Consider the following 19,233-nt stretch of genomic DNA (forward strand, 5'->3'; position numbering starts at 1 on the left):
TGTTTTAAAGTTATTATTAAAATGAAACGGACAGACCACAAGATACCACTTTTGCATAGTCATATCCTATGTTACTTGCAGTTCCTGAGAAACTATTCATTGGATTCATCCCTTTTCGCTTTGACCATAAGAATAGGTTTTCAGCTGAAATTCCTATCCGTAAGTTGGTGATCCCGTAAGGAGTCAAAACTTCTTTCGGCAACGAATATCCAACGGACAAATTTCTTAACATCAATGAGGTTCTTGAAATCAAGAATCTATTAGAGCTCTTTGAAGCATGTTCTCCCGCTGTTGAATCATCTAAACGAGGAACATCGGTTATATCACCTGGCTTTTTCCACGCGTTCCACAAATCAACGTGAGCCGCTGTTCCCGCATTCTTATCTCTACTCATAAGTCCTTGGTACGGAGCATCGTACGCTTTACCTCCTAACATATAAGTAAACTGAACCCCGAATTCAAAACCTTTCCAATTCACATTTGTTCCAAAACCTCCTTGTAAATCAGGAATCGCCGAACCTGAAAAATCGTGTTTTGCAACGTTATAATCATACGTATAAGCGGAGTATTTGTCTTTATCAACTCCTTTAAATTGAGCGTGGTTTACATCTGCATAGCTTGGATATTGTTCTGCGTCAATCACATACATAGCATGTCCCGTATCAGGATTTACTCCTGCCCATTGAGGGAGGTAGTAGTCGTAAACGCTGTATCCCTCCATGTAACGATAGTTTCCATTAGCCTGCCCTAATTTTCTGCTATGATCAGGTAAACGTAATACCTTGTTTTTCAAAATGGTTCCATTAGCGGTAAAGCTCCATTTGAAATCAGGTTTTTCTACCAAATCTACTGTTAACTCAATTTCAATCCCTCTATTTTGAACTTTTCCAATGTTTTTATTGATGCTTCCGATACCAGTTGAAGTTGGTAAAGGAAAGGCAAAGATAAGATCATCGGACTCTTTGTTGAATAATTCAACGGTACCTTTCAAGCGTTTTAGTATATCAAATTCCAATGCAATATCAGTACTTACTTGTTTTTCCCACAGTAAATTAGGATACCCATAGGTTGCTATTCTCAATCCTGCATTTGTGTTATTATTACTAAATGAATACGCTGTTTGATATGGGTAGAAGCCAGAAGTTGCATCGTTCCCTGTAGTTCCGTAAGAAGCTCTTAATTTTAGCTGATCAATCCAAGAAACATTTGCCAAAAACGCTTCTTTTTTAAGATGCCAGCCTGCTCCCACTGACCAAAAGTTACCCCAACGGTGGTTTTTATGGAAACGGGAAGAGCCATCACGACGGAAAGAGAATGAAAAATCATATTTACTATCAAAACCGTAGTTAAATCTTCCGAAATACCCCTCTTTGGTGTATTCGTCCGTACTGGAGCTAGCACTTGAGAGTTCTATAAAATTGCCCATTTCGTCAATTCCCAAGAAAGCCATTCCTTTTTTACTGGTTTCACTTTCAATTACTTGATATTTATAACTTTCATGTCCTAAGAGAGCATTTATGTTGTGCTTTCCAAAAGTTTTGTTGTAATCGAATACTTGATTGAAAGTTGTTGTTGCATTTTTGTAATGACTGATTCGTAATAATCCCTCGGGTTGGTCTCCAAAAATGTTATTATAACGGCGTTTCGTTGTATAGCGTAATACATCATGTGCATAGCTTAATTTCAACTTCAACTCTGGTAAGAAACGTAGTTCTGCAAAACTTCTTGTGTTAGCCGAGTTATTATCCGTTGTTAAAAGATCTACTTCAGTCAAATAGATGGGATTATAATTACCAGCAAAGAGACGTGATTGGCTGTAGTCGTACACTTTATTCCCTTTGTCATCATATACATAATTCCCATCGGGGTTATGCTTATGAATTGGATAAATTGGAGCAATATTTCTTATGTAACGAAACGTATTGGCGGTCTGATTCCCTGTGAGTGTTGGGGAATGGTTTACCATGGTACTATACCCAATGTTGGTTCCTACGGTTAACCATTTGTTAACATCATAGCTAAGATTTGCTCTTCCTGCGAAACGTTCGTAATCGGATGCAACCTGATATCCATCTTCTTTCAAATAATTCAAAGAAAAGTAAGATTTAAGATTTTCCGTATTGTGACTAACATTAATGCTGTGTTCATTTCTGACTCCTGTTCTAAACAGAGCTTTTTCCCAATCTAAATCTTCAGCCCATAAAAGTCCTGTAATACTTGGATTTAACGTTCCATCCATCATCATAACTGCAGGATAAACGAATCTTCCTGATGGTTTTGTTTCATGATAATTCCATTTACCTCCTGCAAATTGATAATACGAATTAATTCCAGCATAGGGAATGTATTCTGGTGTATATTGTTGAATCATATCATAATTTGCCCAAGCAGCTGCTTGTTCATCGGTAAGTTTCCTGTTGTACTTATAATGGTTGAACCATTGTTGAAAACGAAGTGGTAAATGATCCATAGCCCCCACTTTCTCGTAATCTTCTTGTCCTCTTGTTGAAAAGCCTATGTTATTTGAGTATGTAAACGAAGGTTTTCCTTTTTTTCCTCTTGAACCACTTTTGGTAGTAATCAACACAACTCCATTTCCTGCACTTGAACCATACAAGGAAGTAGAGGCAGCGTCTTTCAACACAGAAATGCTTTCAACATCTTGCATCACGATATCTGAAATTCGTCCATTATAAATAGAGCCGTCAAGTACATAAATAGGGTCGCTACCCGCATTTATGGAACCAAATCCTCTAATACGAATAGAACTTGAGGAACCAGGCTGTCCACTTGAAAGGGTTGATTGAACTCCAGGTGCTATACCTGACAAGGCTGTTGTAAGGTTAGTGATTGGTCTTGTTTCTAATTGTTTCGCCGAAACCATAGCTTGTGAACCTACTAGGGACTGTTTCTTAGCAGTTCCATAAGCAACAACAACCACCTCTTCCAGTTCGTGAGCTTCTTCTTCCATGATTACGTCTATTTTGGTAGTAGATGCCGAAACTGGTCTATCAATAGGCTTCATTCCTAAAGCGACAAAATGAAGCACCTCTCCTGCCTTCGCTTTGATAGAATAGTTTCCATCAAAGTCGGTCGCTACGCCACGTGTGGTTCCTTTGATCGTAACTGTAACACCCAATAAAGGTTGACCAGACTCATCCTTTACCATACCCGTGATTGTTTTTTCTTGTGCAAACACAAATTGCAACGCGAAGAAAAACAATGACAGTGTCGAAATTAATTTTCCTCTCATTTTTTATCCTTTTTAAATTAGTCCGCAAAGATTTATTTTTTTTTTAGTAAATACAAATTTTTTAATCTGTTGAAACCTTGCAAGTGAACTTATCTAAAAAAATAGATAAAAATGAAATAATAGTGAAAAATATTCAGATTTTTATTTAATTGTTTGTCATTTAATTAATATTATACGTAAAATAAAATTATTTCTGCTGATTTTGATTAAAAATATATTTTGCTGTAAAATAATCCAATGTGTTGTTTTTATAAAAATAAAACACTGATTATCAATATTTTATTTTTAAGTTCGTTTATTTTGTAATAATATCGAGTAAATATTGTTAAAAAACAATTTTAACTATATTTAAGACACGATTACGCGAATCGGAATATGTTAAAAAGTACTATTTCCTTAAGTTTTTAATTAAGAAGTGTAGGCTCCTCTTGTAATCCTTCTTTGGTTACAATATATTCTTTATTGCCCATTACCCTTGTAAACTTTTTGTTGAACCACACAACTGTTTTAGAATATCTATCAAATGTAATTTTCTTCTTTTCAGGAAGATATAACTTTATGCGTATTTCCTGTCCTCTGAAAAGTCCTCCTTTTTCAATTTTATAATGATTAGGTAACAAAATAGTGTCGTTTTTGATTTCCAACGGGTATAAAGTCTTATCAATATTGAGTTTAGCTTTTGGAATGTTTCCTCCTCTGGTAGTTCTCATAACCTCCAAATAGGGCTGTTTATCAGTTACGTAAATTTCAATATTCTCGTTGTGATACATAAACATACTCCCGTCATGATCTACATAGTTTGAGGAAAAAACATCATCTAACAGCATAAACTGGCTACGAGCATTTTGCACAACTAAGGTGTTGTCCGAATTTTGTAAACTATATTTTTGAGTGTCAAATGTATAGGCTTTAAAACTACGGATTGTGCTACCTGCAACAATGCTCATTCCAATAATTCCTACAAAAAACAGGATTACGTTTGTAACAATCCATTTCTTTGGAAATGTGGCTTTTTTAGAGGAGAATAGATTGATTAACAGTTTTATAGGGACGAATAATGCTACAAATGACAACATAGATATTGACACATAAAGCAATACTAATTCCCATTTTGTTTCAATCAAAAACGGTAGGTAGTCATATACCAGCATTGTCCCTCCCATCGTTCCTAAAAAGAATATGTTTATTCCGAAAAATGCTAAAGATAAACCAACAAATAGCACTAGCAAAATACTCAAAATAATCGCTGTAATGAAATAGAAAATCCCTTTAAAAAGACCTCTGACGATTCCCCAAAAACTAAAATTGTTGCTTTTTGGCACAAATTTAAACTCAGCTCTTTCTGAATTTTCGGAGGTTTCTGCGTCTGCTTTTAAAAAATTATTTTTAGGGTTATTCATTGATAACCATAACATTACATACAAAATAACACAAAATAAAGAAAATAAGGCTTCTTCAAATGGTAGACTTAATAAAACTAACAAAGCATAACCAATTCGCAACCACGTTACGTCCCAGTTGTAATATTCACTCATCCCTGCAAAAACTCCTAAAAATTTGCCTTTCTGTTTGTTTAATCGCATACGAATTTTGTCCGAATCATAGCTTTCTTTTGCGGATGAAAGCGTGTCAATGTTCACTTCTTTGCCTCGCATTGCCAATTTATCGGCTGTGGTTTTAGCAATCGGAATAATCGAAGCAAACAAGAGATAAACCGAAGTCCAAATCATTGCGTAAAATGGATATAAGTAGTACAGTTTTGGAATTACCAGCATTAACAAATATACACTTAAAAAGAGAATCCTCAGCCAAACAGCTTCCATGTCTAAATAATGCGACAATCCGGAGAAAACACCAGCCAAACGTTTGTTTTCTAAATCACGGAAAAGTTTCTTATGTCTGAAAAAGTTAGGTATCTTATTCATTGCTCCTTTCAGATCGGATGTATTGTATTGATTTTTAGTATCTCTATCCATTTCTTCAAAACAATAGTCGTGTGATGCTTCCTCATCAATGTATTGCTCGGGTGTTCCCAAAACATCTATCAAATAGACGACATCTTGACTGACAATTACCTCTCTGCCTTTCATTTGAGTTTTTAGTAATTCCGCCATACGTTGTTCCACGTCGTATATAATTTCTTCAGTATCAGATGTGTTACCTAAAGATTTGCGTACGTCATTCAAATATTTTAAAAGCTGTTGATAGGCTCTATCTTCTATCAAAAAAGCAAATCCGCCTAAACTAATATTGTGTGTTTTGTCCATAACTTAAATAATTTTGTTTACCATTGTTTGTAATTCGTGCCACGTTTTGACGATTTCTTGGAGAAAGATTTTCCCATTATCGGTCAGTTCGTAATACTTTCGGGGAGGTCCCGAAGTCGATTCTTTCCAATTGTAGTCCAATAGTTTTTCGTTTTTCAGTCGCGTTAAAAGTGGATATAACGTACCTTCAACTACAATCATATCAGCTGCTTTAAGGTTTTCAATAATGTCTGAAACATACGCTTCATTCTGCTTGCTGATGATGGAAAGAATACACATCTCCAAAATGCCTTTACGCATTTGAGTTTTTGTTTTTTCTGTGTTTACTTCCATAAGAAATTTAAAGATTTAAAAATTAAAAATTCGAAGATTAAAGGTTTTTGCTTGTGTTTTACTCCTTGTAAATAATACTATTTATGCTTTTTTCTGCTTTATCATTACATGTTTTCATTTTTTAGTACTTTGTTGTGGCAAATATATAACAAAAAATAATACTATGCAATACATAGTACTAAAATATTTACTTTTAATGGAGAGGCTGACCTATGTGCTAAACCAAAGAGTGAAATACCTTATTTTAGAATGTAGCTTTTCGCCTCCGTATGATGATTATTTTTTTTGAGAATAAAGCACATTTTTGCAACGAATTTCGCAAAACGAGGTTGCTAATTCGTAATTGATTTTGTATCTTTGCATTAATTTTTAATATACTAAAGATGCAAGCAGATAAATCATTGCGTGTTTACGATAGCCTACTTGATTTGATAGGCGATACTCCTCTTGTAAGACTTCATAAAATAACCAAAGACCTCAAAGGACAATTTTTTGCTAAAATTGAAGCTTTTAATGCTGGGCAATCATCTAAGGATCGTATTGCTGCCTATATCATCGACCAAGCCGAAAAAAATGGATTGCTCAAAGCTGGTAGCACTATCGTGGAGACCAGTTCAGGAAATACAGGGTTTAGTCTTTCGATGATAGGTGCAATAAAAGGATATCGTTGTATTATCGCTATCAGTGATAAATCATCTATGGATAAGGTTGAAATGCTTGAGGCTTTGGGTGCAGAGGTACATCTATGTCCGTCCAATGTAGCTCCTGATGATCCACGTTCCTACTATCAAGTGGCTAAACAAATCCATGAGAATACACCTAATTCTGTTTATATAAATCAGTATTTCAATGAGTTAAACATACAAGCACATTACCATTCCACAGGACGGGAAATCTGGGAACAAACACAAGGTAGGGTGACCCACGTGGTAGTTTGTAGTGGTACAGGAGGTACAATATCAGGTATTGGACGCTACCTGAAAGAACAAAATCCGAATGTAAAGATATTGGGAGTAGATGCTTATGGTTCTGCCATCAAAAAATATCATGAAACACGTGAATTTGACCCCGCTGAAATATATCCATACAAAATTGAAGGTTTGGGTAAAAACCTCATTCCAACCGCAACGGATTTTGATGTTATTGATGAATTTGTCAAAGTAACTGACAAAGAAAGTGCTTTGATGGCTCGTGAGATGGCTCGAAGTGAAGGTCTTTTCATGGGATACACTTGTGGAGCGGCTATGCAGGCGGTGAAACAATATGCCGAAATGGGTAAATTTGATGAAAATAGTGTGGTAGTGGTACTATTTCCAGATCATGGATCTCGTTATATGAGCAAGATTTACAATAACGAATGGATGAAACAACAAGGATTTCTGTGAAGTGAATGAATTACAGCATTGCTATTAGTACTTTTCGAGTACATATTTTACCATAAAAACAAGGATTGCGGATTTTGTGATTCCATAAAACAAAAATAATTTAGACATATGTCTTTCACAGCACAAGAACGAAAAGAACTTACCGCAATCAAAGGAATAGGAGATACTTTTGTAAACCGTTTGGAGCAAATGGGATTTGATTCAGTAGACAAACTTGCAGAAGCATCGGTCGATTTTATTCTGTTAGCAGGTTCACAAATTACCAAAAGTAGTTGCTATAAAAACAGTCCTCAAGCACGTAAAGCCGCTGAAGAGGCAATCTATTGGGCAGAAGAAAAGATGAAACCCCTGTAGGAACAAAAATTTTTAAGAGTGTAAAATAAACATTTTCTGCCAGGAAGATACAACAAAATTACATTAAAATATAACTATACGATGAAGGATTTATTTGAGAGAATTAAAGACAATAAAGGAAATATTGGGCGTTGGGCTTCTCACGCCGAGGGGTACTACGTATTCCCAAAATTAGAGGGTGAACTGGGTCCAAGAATGAAATTTCAGGGTAAAGAAATCCTGAATTGGAGTATTAATGATTATTTAGGTTTGGCGAATCATCCTGAAATTCGTAAGGTAGATGCTGAGGCAGCGGCCGAATATGGAGCTGCGTATCCAATGGGAGCGAGAATGATGAGTGGACATACTTCGATGCACGAGGAGTTAGAGCGTCAATTAGCAGAATTCACACAGAAAGAAGCTGCTTATTTACTCAATTTTGGGTATCAAGGTATGGTTTCTATTATTGATGCTCTTGTAACTAAAAATGACGTAATCGTGTACGATGTTGATTCTCATGGATGTATTATAGATGGAGTGCGATTGCATTTTGGAAAGCGATTTACCTACAAACACAACGATGAACAGAGTTTCTTGAAAAACATTGAACGAGCAAAGAAAATTGCGGACACTACAGGAGGGGGTATTTTAGTTATCACCGAAGGTGTATTTGGAATGCGCGGGCAACAAGGAATTTTGAAAGAGATTTTGGCTCACAAAGAAAAATATGGTTTCCGTATTTTAGTAGATGATGCTCACGGATTTGGAACACTTGGAAAAACGGGAGCTGGAGCTGGTGAGGAACAAGGCGTTCAAGATAAAATTGATTTATATTTCTCAACTTTTGCTAAGTCAATGGCTGGAATTGGAGCATTTGTATCTGGGGATCAACAGATTATCGATTATTTGAAGTACAACCTACGTTCACAGATGTTTGCCAAAGCCTTGCCGATGATTTTCGTGAAGGGGTCATTAAAACGCTTAGAGATGCTACGAACCATGCCTGAGTTAAAGCAAAAACTTTGGGAAAATGTGAATGCATTACAAAATGGTTTGAAAGCTAGAGGATTCAATATTGGAGATACGAATACTTGTGTCACACCCGTATTCCTAGAGGGCAGTATCCCAGAGGCAATGGCAATGGTCAATGATTTGCGTGAAAACTACCGTATTTTCCTTTCCATTGTGGTATATCCAGTGATTCCGAAAGGAATGATTTTGTTACGTATGATTCCAACCGCATCACATACCATGAAGGATATTCAAGAAACACTAGAAGCTTTTTCGGCTATTCGTGAAAAATTGCAAAGCGGTCAATATCGTAAACAAAATGCAGAACTAGCCGAACAAATGGGACATATGTAATTTCTTCCGATAGTAAACTTTTACTACATATAATTCATTTCTCGGATTTTGAGTTGTCAATATTCACAAAAATTCACGAGAGTATTTATTTATACAGCGAACTGTTTAATACGAATTTCTATATGGGACGAATTTAGTTCGTCCCAACATTTTTAAATGCTTGTAATCATTCCTACATATAACGAAATTGAAAATATTGAAGCTATCATTAAGGCAGTTTTTGACCAATCGGAAAAATTTCATATTCTGATTGTAGATGATAATTCTCCTGACGGAACAAGTCAAAAGGTTCGTGAACTTCAACAAATATTCTCAGAAAGACTTTTTTTGGAGGTTAGAACAGAGAAAAAAGGCTTAGGAACAGCCTATATTCATGGATTCAAATGGGCTTTGAGGCGTAATTATGACTATATTTTTGAAATGGATGCTGATTTTTCACATAATCCCGCCGATTTATTGCGATTATATACAGAATGTACCCAAAATGGGAGTGATGTTGCTATAGGCTCACGCTATGTGAAGGGAGTCAATGTGGTGAATTGGCCTCTTTCGAGGATTTTGTTATCTTACGGGGCATCCTTATATGTGAAAATTATCACTGGAATGAAAATTCATGACCCAACTGCAGGGTTTGTTTGCTATTCCCGAAAGGTAATAGAATCTATTGACTTGGATGGAATCGAATTTGTAGGCTATGCATTTCAAATTGAAATGAAATATAAAACTTACATTAAAAAATTTAAAATTTCTGAAGTTCCGATTATTTTTACTGATCGTGTGAGAGGAAAATCTAAAATGAATGGAAATATTATCAAGGAAGCTATTTGGGGTGTTATAGCTATGAAATTACGAAATATTTTCTAACTTTGCAGAGAGACTAAAATTATTGAAGTGATAATAGCGTTTATTCGAAATAGAATCAGGAGTTTATACTATGTTTTTGTAGGCATGTGGCGATTAATCCGTAAGGAATCTCCCATAATTGTGCATGTTACTATTACGCTGTTTCTTACTTTTTTAGGGTTTTATGTAGGCATTACACCTTCCGAATGGATTGTACAAATCATCGGTTGCGGTTTGGTGCTAACGGTTGAGAGTCTAAATACAGCTATTGAGGAAATTTGTAACTTCATTCATCCTGATTACCATAAAAAAATAGGTGATATTAAGGACATCGCAGCGGGAGCAGTGGGTTTTATGGTTGGTTCAGTAACTATCGTTTTAGCAATTATTTACTTTCCTTATTTCTTCTAAAAAAACATTAGAATACTCTATAAAGTATTCTATATCAGCAAAACCCTCAGTGCATTTACTACAAACAATTCTTAAAATTCGGCAAAAATCTGAAAAATAAAGGTTTGTCTTAAAAGTTTATTTCGGTAATACAAAGATTTTTGAACTTACAAATTACTTTGTAGAACAGCAATTTTCTGTGAGATTTATCCTGTCTTTCATAGGATTAGGAACTTTAAACCTATCTACGCTTTGGAAATCATATTCTTCTTATGCTATATAAACTAGGTAGGATGCCATTTCTTTTATCGAAACTATATTTTTTATACACTTTTAACTTCTCTCACAGCTGTTTAAGTTATTAAAAATAGTTAATTTTTATATTTTATTCCATATTCATTTTGTAATTACACTTAACACATACAAACTTAACAAACTGAATATCAAAATATTAATTAAACAAAAAAAATGAGATGATATTTTTAATTACTTTTTAAAATAATTAGATATATCACAATATAAGATGAACAAAAATTGATATTTATCATTTTATTAAATAAAAAAATAAACATTCATCAATAAAATACCTTTTTCACAGATTTAATTCACTATTTAGCTCTTTTTTTATGAATTTTTATTGTCAAATTTGTTTTTTACATAAAAAAAATAAACCTTTGCATCACTAACGTAAAAGAAATATAGATATGAAGCAAAAATTAATTTGGACGATGTCGTTGTTTTTCTTCGCTTTGCAATTCACATTTGCACAAGAAAAAACAATTACCGGTACAGTAAAGGATGAGTCAGGTCACCCTTTGTTAGGAGTAACTGTTACAGTGAAAGGTACCACTAAAGGAGTCGCAACTGATTTTGATGGGAATTATTCAATCAAAGCGAAAGTAGGAGATATTCTTCATTTCATTGGGTTGGGATTAAGATCGGTGGATAAATCAGTTCAAGCATCAACAACTAAAATCGATGTTGTGATGGAAGAAGAAGTAGAGCAATTGGAAGAGGTAGTGGTTACGGCTTATGGTACACAAAACAAATCTTCCATTGCAGGTTCTGTTCAAACCATTAAGGCTGAACAACTTTCTAAGGTTCAATCCGCAAATGTGATGCAGTCTTTGGCGGGTAAAGCAGCAGGTGTTCAAATTAAAAATACATCTGGGCAACCAGGAGCAGGTTCTGAAGTTCGTTTTAGAGGAATTGGTTCTATATCAGCGTCTAATAGTCCACTTTACGTGGTTGATGGGATTCCTTTTCACGGTGATATAGCTTCGATATCAGCACAGGATATTGAATCTATTACGTTTTTAAAGGACGCTTCAGCTAACGCTTTGTACGGAAGTAGAGGTGCTAATGGGGTGATTGTGGTAACAACTAAAAAAGGTAGTGGAAACAAAGTAAGAGTTACCTATGAAACAAAAGTAGGTGTAAACACTCGTGCTGTACCTGATTATGATGTAATTACAGATCCGAGAGAATATTATCAATTAGAATTCCAACGAAGAAAATTAGGATCTTGGGTTAAGAATAATAGTTTGACAGAAGTACAAGCAGCACAAAATGCGGCAACTTCTTTGGTGCCAAGTATAGGATATAACATATTTAATGTTCCTAATAATCAGGTTATTGACCCAGCAACAGGCTTGGTAAATCCCAATGCACAAATCCTTTATCAAGATGATTGGTATAAAGCATTGTTCGGAACGGGGTTCAAAACGGAACATTTTGTAAACTTAACCAGAGGAGGTGAAAAAACAAATACCTACCTTTCTTTGGGCTATTTAAATGAAGATGGATATGTATTGAATTCTGGTTTTGATAGAGTGGCTGTAAGAACGAATGTAGATTACAAGCTGACGGACAATATTAAAGTTGGGACAAATTTGAATTATGCTTATACATTCCAAAAAAGTCCACAAGAGGGTAAAAATTCAACAACTTTTTCTAATTTATTTTCTTGGACAAGGAATGCAGCACCAATATTCCCTATATATGCAAGAGATAGATATGGTAATATGAGATATGATGCCAAAGGAAATATTATTTATGATTTTGGTAAAGGACAAACTCAAAATTTTGATGGAAGTGCAACCAAAAGAGTTTATATTGAGAATATGAACCCATATGCAACTACTTTGAAAAACACTCAAACCAATGAAAGACATTCATTAGGGGCAAGGGCTTTTGCATCAATTGACTTTTTAAAAGATTTTAATTTCACATACAACATAGCATATGATTTATTTGCTGATAATAGATTGCGTTATGGTTGGGAAGTAGGTGGTGATTCGGCACCTTATGGAGGTTCGATCACGAATGGAGTTCGTTTTCAATCAACTTTGACAAATCAACAGTTGCTATCTTGGAAGAAAGAATTTGGAGCACATAGCATAGACCTTATGGTAGGACACGAAAGTTCTGATTTTCAATCAAAAATGTTAGCAGGAAATAAAACGAATGTAGTAGTTTCCGACAAGGTATTTATCTCAAATGCTACTAAATTTGGTTCTTTGAATGGATATAATGATACTTACCAAACGGAAGGATATTTATCAAAATTGAATTATGGCTATGCAGATAAGTATTTCGTAAATGCAAGTTACAGAAGAGACGCTTCAAGTGTATTTCATCCTGATAACAGATGGGGAGATTTCTATGGCTTTGGAGTAGCTTGGAACGTGACTAAAGAAAGTTTTTTTCCACATAGCAACACACTAAACAACTTGAAACTTAAAGCAAGTTACGGAGAGCAAGGAAATGATAATATTCTTTATCCGGACTATGTATCCTTTGATCATAGAACGCATTTTTCGTTCCGAAGAAACTATAAACCTTATTTAACTCAATATGACATAACTCCTGATGCAGAAGGAAATGCTTCTGTGCGTGAGGCGTATTTAGGTAACAAAGATTTACGTTGGGAAGTGTCTAAAAACTTTAATGTAGGTTTTGAAACTAAGCTATTTAATAGAGTTAATCTTGAAGCTGAGTATTTTGTAAGAAAAGTTTCTGATATGTTGTACAACGAACCTCAGCAACCATCATCAGGAAATCCTACTATTTCCAGAAACATAGGAGATATGGAGAATCGAGGTTTTGAGGTGTCATTAGACATAGATGTGATAAAAACACAAAATAGCAATTTGAATCTTTGGGCAAATGCAACCCATTATAAAAATAAAATAACAAGACTACCTGCTCCATTTACAGATGGTTATTATCGCTATGTGGAAGGAAAAAGTGCTTACACTTACTACGTTAGAGAATTTGTAGGAGTAGATGAAGCTGATGGTACAGGCTTGTGGAATAAAGGAGATGTTGATACTAACGGAATTGCGACAGGCGAGAAGACAACTGTGAAAGTTCACTCACAAGCAACTCAATATCTTTCTGACAAAACGGCTCACCCCGATCTTTATGGAGGTTTTGGTCTTAGTTTTAGTTACAAAAATTGGTCTTTCTCCACAGGATTTGCCTACCAAATAGGGGGATATATCTATGATTCTGTGTATAATGGACTATTTGTACAGAATGAAGGATTTGGAAATAGCGGACATAACTTTCATAAAGATGCTTACAAAACGTGGAATTTTAATAATAGAAATGCCCAATTCCCAAGGATGACAACAGCTGATAGTCAACAATTTGGTGTTTCAGATTTATTTTTAACAAAAGCAGATTATTTGAGTTGGGAAGATATAAGTTTATCTTATAAATTGGCTATAAAAGAGATACAGTCTATTGGTTTAGAAAGTGTTACTTTGACTGCAACAGGAAGTAACTTATGGGTTTGGTCAAAAAGACAAGGTCTAGACCCACGAATGGTATCTTTAGGAACTGGGAATACTACCAATATATATAGTTTGTACAGAACCATTTCTTTCGGACTTACAGCTAAATTTTAATAAATTTTATAAAAAAATAAGTATATGAGAAAAATAGCATTTACATATATAAGCGTTGCATTATTAGCTTTAAGTTCTTGTTCTAAGGACTTTATGGATAAAGAACCAGAATCCTACATCTCAGATGAGCAAGTTGGAAGTTCTGCAGTTGCAGGAGCAGGTTTGTTGAAAGGAGTCTATGCGGGATTACGTTCTTATGGGATAGCAGGTTATGGAGGACACGAAGACTATGGACATAAATCAATGTTGTCCATATCTGACCTACTAGGAAATGATGTTGTTATGAACTCTCTTTCCTGGAACGGGTTTTATTACAATTACACAGGGCGTGTAACCACTCACTCTCGTTCTCATCTTCCTTGGTTTACATATTACATTCAAATTAAAAATGTGAATTCTATCATTAATAGTGTAGATGTAGCAACAGCTTCTACGGAAGTGAAATATAATCGTGCACAGGCTCTTGCTCTAAGAGGGTATTTTCATCTAATGTTAGCTCGTTTTTATGCTCCTACATATTTAGGAAATGAATCAGTTCATTGCATACCGATCAATACGGGAGAAGTCTCCAAAGTGAGAAATACAAATCAAGAGGTTTATGCTCAAATAGTTGCAGATTTAGAGGAAGCTGTTACTGAATTAAGTGGCTTTCAAAGAACATCAAAAGAACTTGTTAATCAAAGTGTTGCTCAGGCTTTTTTAGCTGAAACATACCTTGAGATGGGAAGATATGCTGATGCGGCTGACATGGCTAATAAGGCAAGGCAAGGGTATCAACTACTTTCGGAAGCTGAATGGAAAAATGGTTTCTACGACATCAATCAAAAAGAGACGATGTGGGGAGCTGATTTGAATTCTGAATTAACAACTTTTGTTGCTAACTTCTTCTCTCATTTTGATAACACAAACAGTGGATACTCCGAAGGAGGTAATATTGCAATTGACAAACGATTGTATGAATCTATCCCTAATACAGATTACAGAAAGACAGTTTTTGTTTCTGAAAAAGGAGGTGAATTTGATGGAGTTGAATATCCCGCATATACAAGTCTCAAATTTAGAGATTTAACCCCGAACAGAACTGAAGGAGATTATATTTATCTTCGTTCTTCCTTGATGTATTACATTGAAGCAGAGGGTCTTGCGAGAAGTGGCGATGAAGAAAAAGCAAAAGATGTTTTATTTGAAATTACTTCAAACAGGGATTCAGGGTACATACGTTCTACTAAAACAGGTGTTGATTTAATAGATGAAATTGTTTTACAAAAACGTATCGAAATGTGGGGAGAGGGCTATGCTTTCTTTGATTTAAAACGCTTAAACAAAGGGGTTGAAAGAAATTATACAGATTCTAATCATGGAAGTTTTGGTAAATTTAATATTCCTGCTAATGACGCGAAACTGTTAATTCAATTACCACAAAGGGAAATGGAATCTACTCCTACGATGGCTCCAAATAATCCTTAATCATAAAAAACAAGGCTACCCCGAAGAGTAGCCTTGTTTTTTTATTATACATAAAGATTGTTTGATAGAAATCTGTTATTTCTAGATTTTTTAAAAAAAATATTTGTACCTTCGCAATCTTGAAACAGGTAATACAAAAAATATAGAAATCAATATGTTTACAGATAAAATTTTTAAAAAATACGACCTAATTACAGGATGGATTACATTTTCTATCTCGTTGATAGTATATGGGTTAACTGTTGAGCCAACTGTTAGTTTTTGGGATTGTGGGGAGTATATTTCCACTGCTGCGAAATTACAGGTAGGGCATCCACCTGGAGCACCCTTTTTCCAGATGATGGGGGCTTTCTTCGCTTTCTTCGCTCCTAATGCAGATAGTGTGGCTTTGTTTGTGAACTATATGTCTGTTTTTTCCAGTGCATTTACTATATTGTTTTTATATTTTATTATCACTAACCTCACTAGGAAAATTGTTACTAAGAACGGAGAGGCTATATCCACAGCTCAGGGAATTGCAATTTTAGGAAGTGGTTTTGTTGGAGCATTGGCCTATACTTTTTCTGACAGTTTTTGGTACAATGCTGTTGAGGCTGAAGTGTATGCTATGGCGATGCTTTTTATGGCAGCTATGTTTTGGTTAGGGATCAAATGGACAGATAACCTGCATAGTGAACGTGGTGATAAATGGCTGATTTTGATTTCATTTGTGATTGGCTTGTCTTTTGGAGTACATTTCATGGCTTTACTTACCATTCCTGCTATCGGGATGTTGTATTTCTTTAATAGTAACTTTAAAAAAACGTTCAAAAACTTCGTGATTGCCAATGTGGTTTCAATTGCTGTTTTGTTGTTAATTTTCAAATTAATACTTCCTTACACCTTGGCTTATTTTGGATATTTAGAAGTATTTTTTGTCAACTCATTTGGTCTGCCTTTTAACTCCGGAACAATCATCGCAGGATTGTCGATAGCTTTAGCATTTTTCTTAGTACTACGCTATACTTATAAACACAAAAAGGTGTATTTGCAAACCATTACGTTATGTATTTTGTTTGTGTTGATTGGATTTTCATCGTGGTTAATGATCCCGATTCGTGCCAATGCGGATGTGGTAATTAATGAAAATAGCCCTACCGATGCTCGTTTGTTATTAGCTTACTACAGATTGGAACAATATCCTAAAACCCACCTATTTTATGGGCCTATGTATTCTGACAAATACGCTGATTTGGACGAAGAAAATCCATATGAAGACGGACAACCAAAATATGAAAGAGATTACGTGAAAAATGAGTATGTGATTGTAAACGACTATAAAAACACGGTGCAATCCCCTAACTCTAAACACGTTGGGCTTCTGCCTCGTATGTGGCATCCATCACATGCCGACAACTACATGCAAATCACTAACTATTTAAAATTCAACATAAAACCTGAATATTTTTCGCATAAAGAATTATATCAAGCAGTGGATAAATTCAAAAAAGATGTGGAGAGAGGTAGAATCAGTACAGCAGAATATGACCGTTTTTTGACTCGTTTTCGAGAATATTTAGATATCGAAAAACCTAGCTTTACTGATAATATGTACTATATGTTGAGCTATCAAATGGGATATATGTACTGGCGTTACTTTATGTGGAATTTTGTTGGACGTCAGGATGATATCCAAGGTAAGCAAGATAACCATGGACGTTGGCTCAGTGGTATTAAATTCATCGATGAAATACGTTTAGGCTCACAGGATAACTTGCCTTCCGATGTGCTGAATAACAAAGCACGAAACACCTATTTTTTCCTACCATTAATTCTGGGACTTGTGGGACTATGGTTTATGTATACCCGTAGTGAGCGAAAAACATGGGTAATATTCGTGTTATTTATGTTTACTGGATTAGCACTGAAGGTGTATCTTAACGAAAAACCTTTCGAACCACGAGAGCGTGACTATGCGTTAGTAGGTTCCTTTTTCGCTTTCGCAATATGGATTGGAGTAGGTGTGTATGCTTTATTTGATATGATTAGAAGACATGTAAACCCTAAATTATCAGCACCTTTGGTAATAGTTCTAACCTTCTTATCGGTACCAACATTGATGGCGTACCAAAATTGGGACGACCATGATCGCTCTGGAAAATACTCAGCACAAGCAATGGCTCATGCTTATTTAGATTCAATCCAAGAAGATGTAGGAGCAATGATTTTTACCATTGGAGATAATGACACTTTCTTGTTGTGGTATGCACAAGAAATAGAAGGTTATCGCACCGATGTTCGTACCATCAACACTAGTCTTTTACAAATGGATTGGTACATCGACCAGATGAAACGCAAGGCTTACGAAAGTGATGCTATTCCATCTCAATTAGTTCACAGTCAGTATGCTCACGGAATAAACGAGGTTGTACACCACATTCCACGAACTGAAAATATTTGGAACATTAAGGATTTTATGAATTGGATAACGAGTGAAGACCCTAAAACCAAGCAAGAACTTACCAATGGAAGAACAATAAAATATTACCCAACAAATAAAATTCGTATTCCTGTTAACAAAGAAAATGTTCTGAAAAGCGGTTTAGTAAAACCTGAAGATGCGGATTTAATTGTAGATTATATTGATCTCACTTTACCTCCATATTTGGATAAAGCTCGCTTGGTAAAATTGGATATTTTAGCAAATAACGATTGGAAACGTCCAATTTATTTCACAGGTGGAAGTTCTGAAGATCAGGAATATATATGGTTGAAGGATTATTTGCAATTAGATGGGTTTGTGTACAAACTAGTGCCAATAAAAACAGCAATCGATAAAGAAAATCCGTACGATATCGGTCGTATTGACACTGAATTGATGTATGACATTGTCATGAAATGGAAATGGGGTAATATGGGAAGTTCAGAAATATATCATGATATTGAAACTCGCCGAAATAGTAATGTTTTCCGTGGACATTTAGCACGTTTGATTGAAAAACTAATTGAACAAGATAAAATCGAAAAAGCAAAAAATGTACTGGATTTAGTTATGAAAAACCTACCTATGGAATATTATGACAATTATTTTTATTTAAATCCTTATATAACAAGTTATTACAAAGTAGGTGAAGCAGAAAAAGGGCGTACATTAGCAGAAAAAGTAGTGAAAAAATATCAAGAAGAATTGACTTACTATTTAAATCTGTCCGCCAATGAATTGTATGAAAATTATGCAAATGTCGACAGAACAATTCGTTTGTATATGATTCTTCTAGTTGAGATGGAGGAAGTTGACCCTACCTTCTACAAAGAGCAACAAGCCTTACTTCGTCAACTGATAGCTCCGCTTCTCAGCGAAGAAGAGTTGGAAGAATATGATCATATTCAAATGGAAATTCCTGAAGAACAGCAAGTAACTGAACAAAAAGAAACTGAAGGGGAACGATAAGCTACCTAAGTCTTTCTAAAGGGTATCGGACTGCCTTTTTATTTGTGGTTTCCTGAATCGACACGTTAAGTGAAACTAATAACATATTGTACATCAGTTAATACCCTATATTTACCACAAGCAATCCCGAAACTCGGTAAAAGAACCTGAAAATCAGTTTTTTAATATCGGCAATGTGGTGAATTAAGACTAAAAAACAGACTAATTTTTGTCCTTTATACCAATTTTTGTGATTTATTGCATTTAAGATATA

Annotated in this window: 11 protein-coding genes; 8 read left to right on the forward strand and 3 right to left on the reverse strand. The window is 35.0% G+C overall.

The window, feature by feature from the left end; translation table 11 throughout:
• Nucleotides 1–16 precede the first annotated feature (16 nt).
• From CGC49_RS04685 to CGC49_RS04695, 3 genes are all read right to left on the reverse strand, one after another.
• A complete protein-coding gene (locus tag CGC49_RS04685) occupies nt 17–3,253 on the reverse strand; it encodes a SusC/RagA family TonB-linked outer membrane protein (protein ID WP_095911967.1) in 3,237 nt (1,078 codons plus the stop codon).
• A gap of 404 nt (nt 3,254–3,657) precedes the next feature.
• Nucleotides 3,658–5,520 (reverse strand): PspC domain-containing protein, encoded by a 1,863-nt coding sequence (locus CGC49_RS04690; RefSeq protein WP_095911968.1) that lies wholly within the window; start codon nt 5,518–5,520, stop codon nt 3,658–3,660.
• A 3-nt stretch (nt 5,521–5,523) separates the two neighbouring features.
• On the reverse strand, nt 5,524–5,853 hold the full coding sequence (locus tag CGC49_RS04695; RefSeq protein WP_042007682.1) for a PadR family transcriptional regulator: 330 nt from the start codon (nt 5,851–5,853) through the stop codon (nt 5,524–5,526).
• Between the two features lie 383 nt (nt 5,854–6,236).
• Here CGC49_RS04695 and CGC49_RS04700 point away from each other — a divergent pair, with 383 nt between their 5' ends.
• The 8 genes from CGC49_RS04700 (at nt 6,237) to CGC49_RS04735 (ending at nt 18,980) form a co-directional block, all read left to right on the forward strand.
• A complete protein-coding gene (locus tag CGC49_RS04700; protein ID WP_042007680.1) occupies nt 6,237–7,238 on the forward strand; it encodes a PLP-dependent cysteine synthase family protein in 1,002 nt (333 codons plus the stop codon).
• A 108-nt stretch (nt 7,239–7,346) separates the two neighbouring features.
• A complete protein-coding gene (locus CGC49_RS04705) occupies nt 7,347–7,592 on the forward strand; it encodes a recombinase RecA (protein WP_095911969.1) in 246 nt (81 codons plus the stop codon).
• 81 nt (nt 7,593–7,673) lie between these two features.
• Complete coding sequence (locus CGC49_RS04710; protein WP_095911970.1) at nt 7,674–8,936, forward strand: pyridoxal phosphate-dependent aminotransferase family protein; 1,263 nt, start codon at nt 7,674–7,676, stop codon at nt 8,934–8,936.
• Between the two features lie 156 nt (nt 8,937–9,092).
• The gene (locus CGC49_RS04715) at nt 9,093–9,800 is read left to right on the forward strand and encodes a polyprenol monophosphomannose synthase (protein ID WP_095893568.1); all 708 of its coding nucleotides are present in this window, start codon (nt 9,093–9,095) and stop codon (nt 9,798–9,800) included.
• 30 nt (nt 9,801–9,830) lie between these two features.
• Nucleotides 9,831–10,190: a diacylglycerol kinase gene (locus tag CGC49_RS04720; RefSeq protein ID WP_369800750.1), complete on the forward strand. Its 360-nt coding sequence runs from the start codon at nt 9,831–9,833 to the stop codon at nt 10,188–10,190.
• A gap of 683 nt (nt 10,191–10,873) precedes the next feature.
• Nucleotides 10,874–14,083 (forward strand): SusC/RagA family TonB-linked outer membrane protein, encoded by a 3,210-nt coding sequence (locus CGC49_RS04725; protein WP_095911971.1) that lies wholly within the window; start codon nt 10,874–10,876, stop codon nt 14,081–14,083.
• Nucleotides 14,084–14,107: 24 nt separating this feature from the next.
• On the forward strand, nt 14,108–15,550 hold the full coding sequence (locus CGC49_RS04730) for a RagB/SusD family nutrient uptake outer membrane protein (protein ID WP_042343864.1): 1,443 nt from the start codon (nt 14,108–14,110) through the stop codon (nt 15,548–15,550).
• A gap of 154 nt (nt 15,551–15,704) precedes the next feature.
• Nucleotides 15,705–18,980, forward strand: a complete 3,276-nt coding sequence (locus tag CGC49_RS04735) for a DUF2723 domain-containing protein (protein ID WP_095912688.1) — start codon at nt 15,705–15,707, stop codon at nt 18,978–18,980.
• Nucleotides 18,981–19,233 lie beyond the last annotated feature (253 nt).

It is taken from the genome of Capnocytophaga sp. H4358, assembly GCF_002302515.1.
Taxonomy (GTDB): domain Bacteria; phylum Bacteroidota; class Bacteroidia; order Flavobacteriales; family Flavobacteriaceae; genus Capnocytophaga; species Capnocytophaga canis.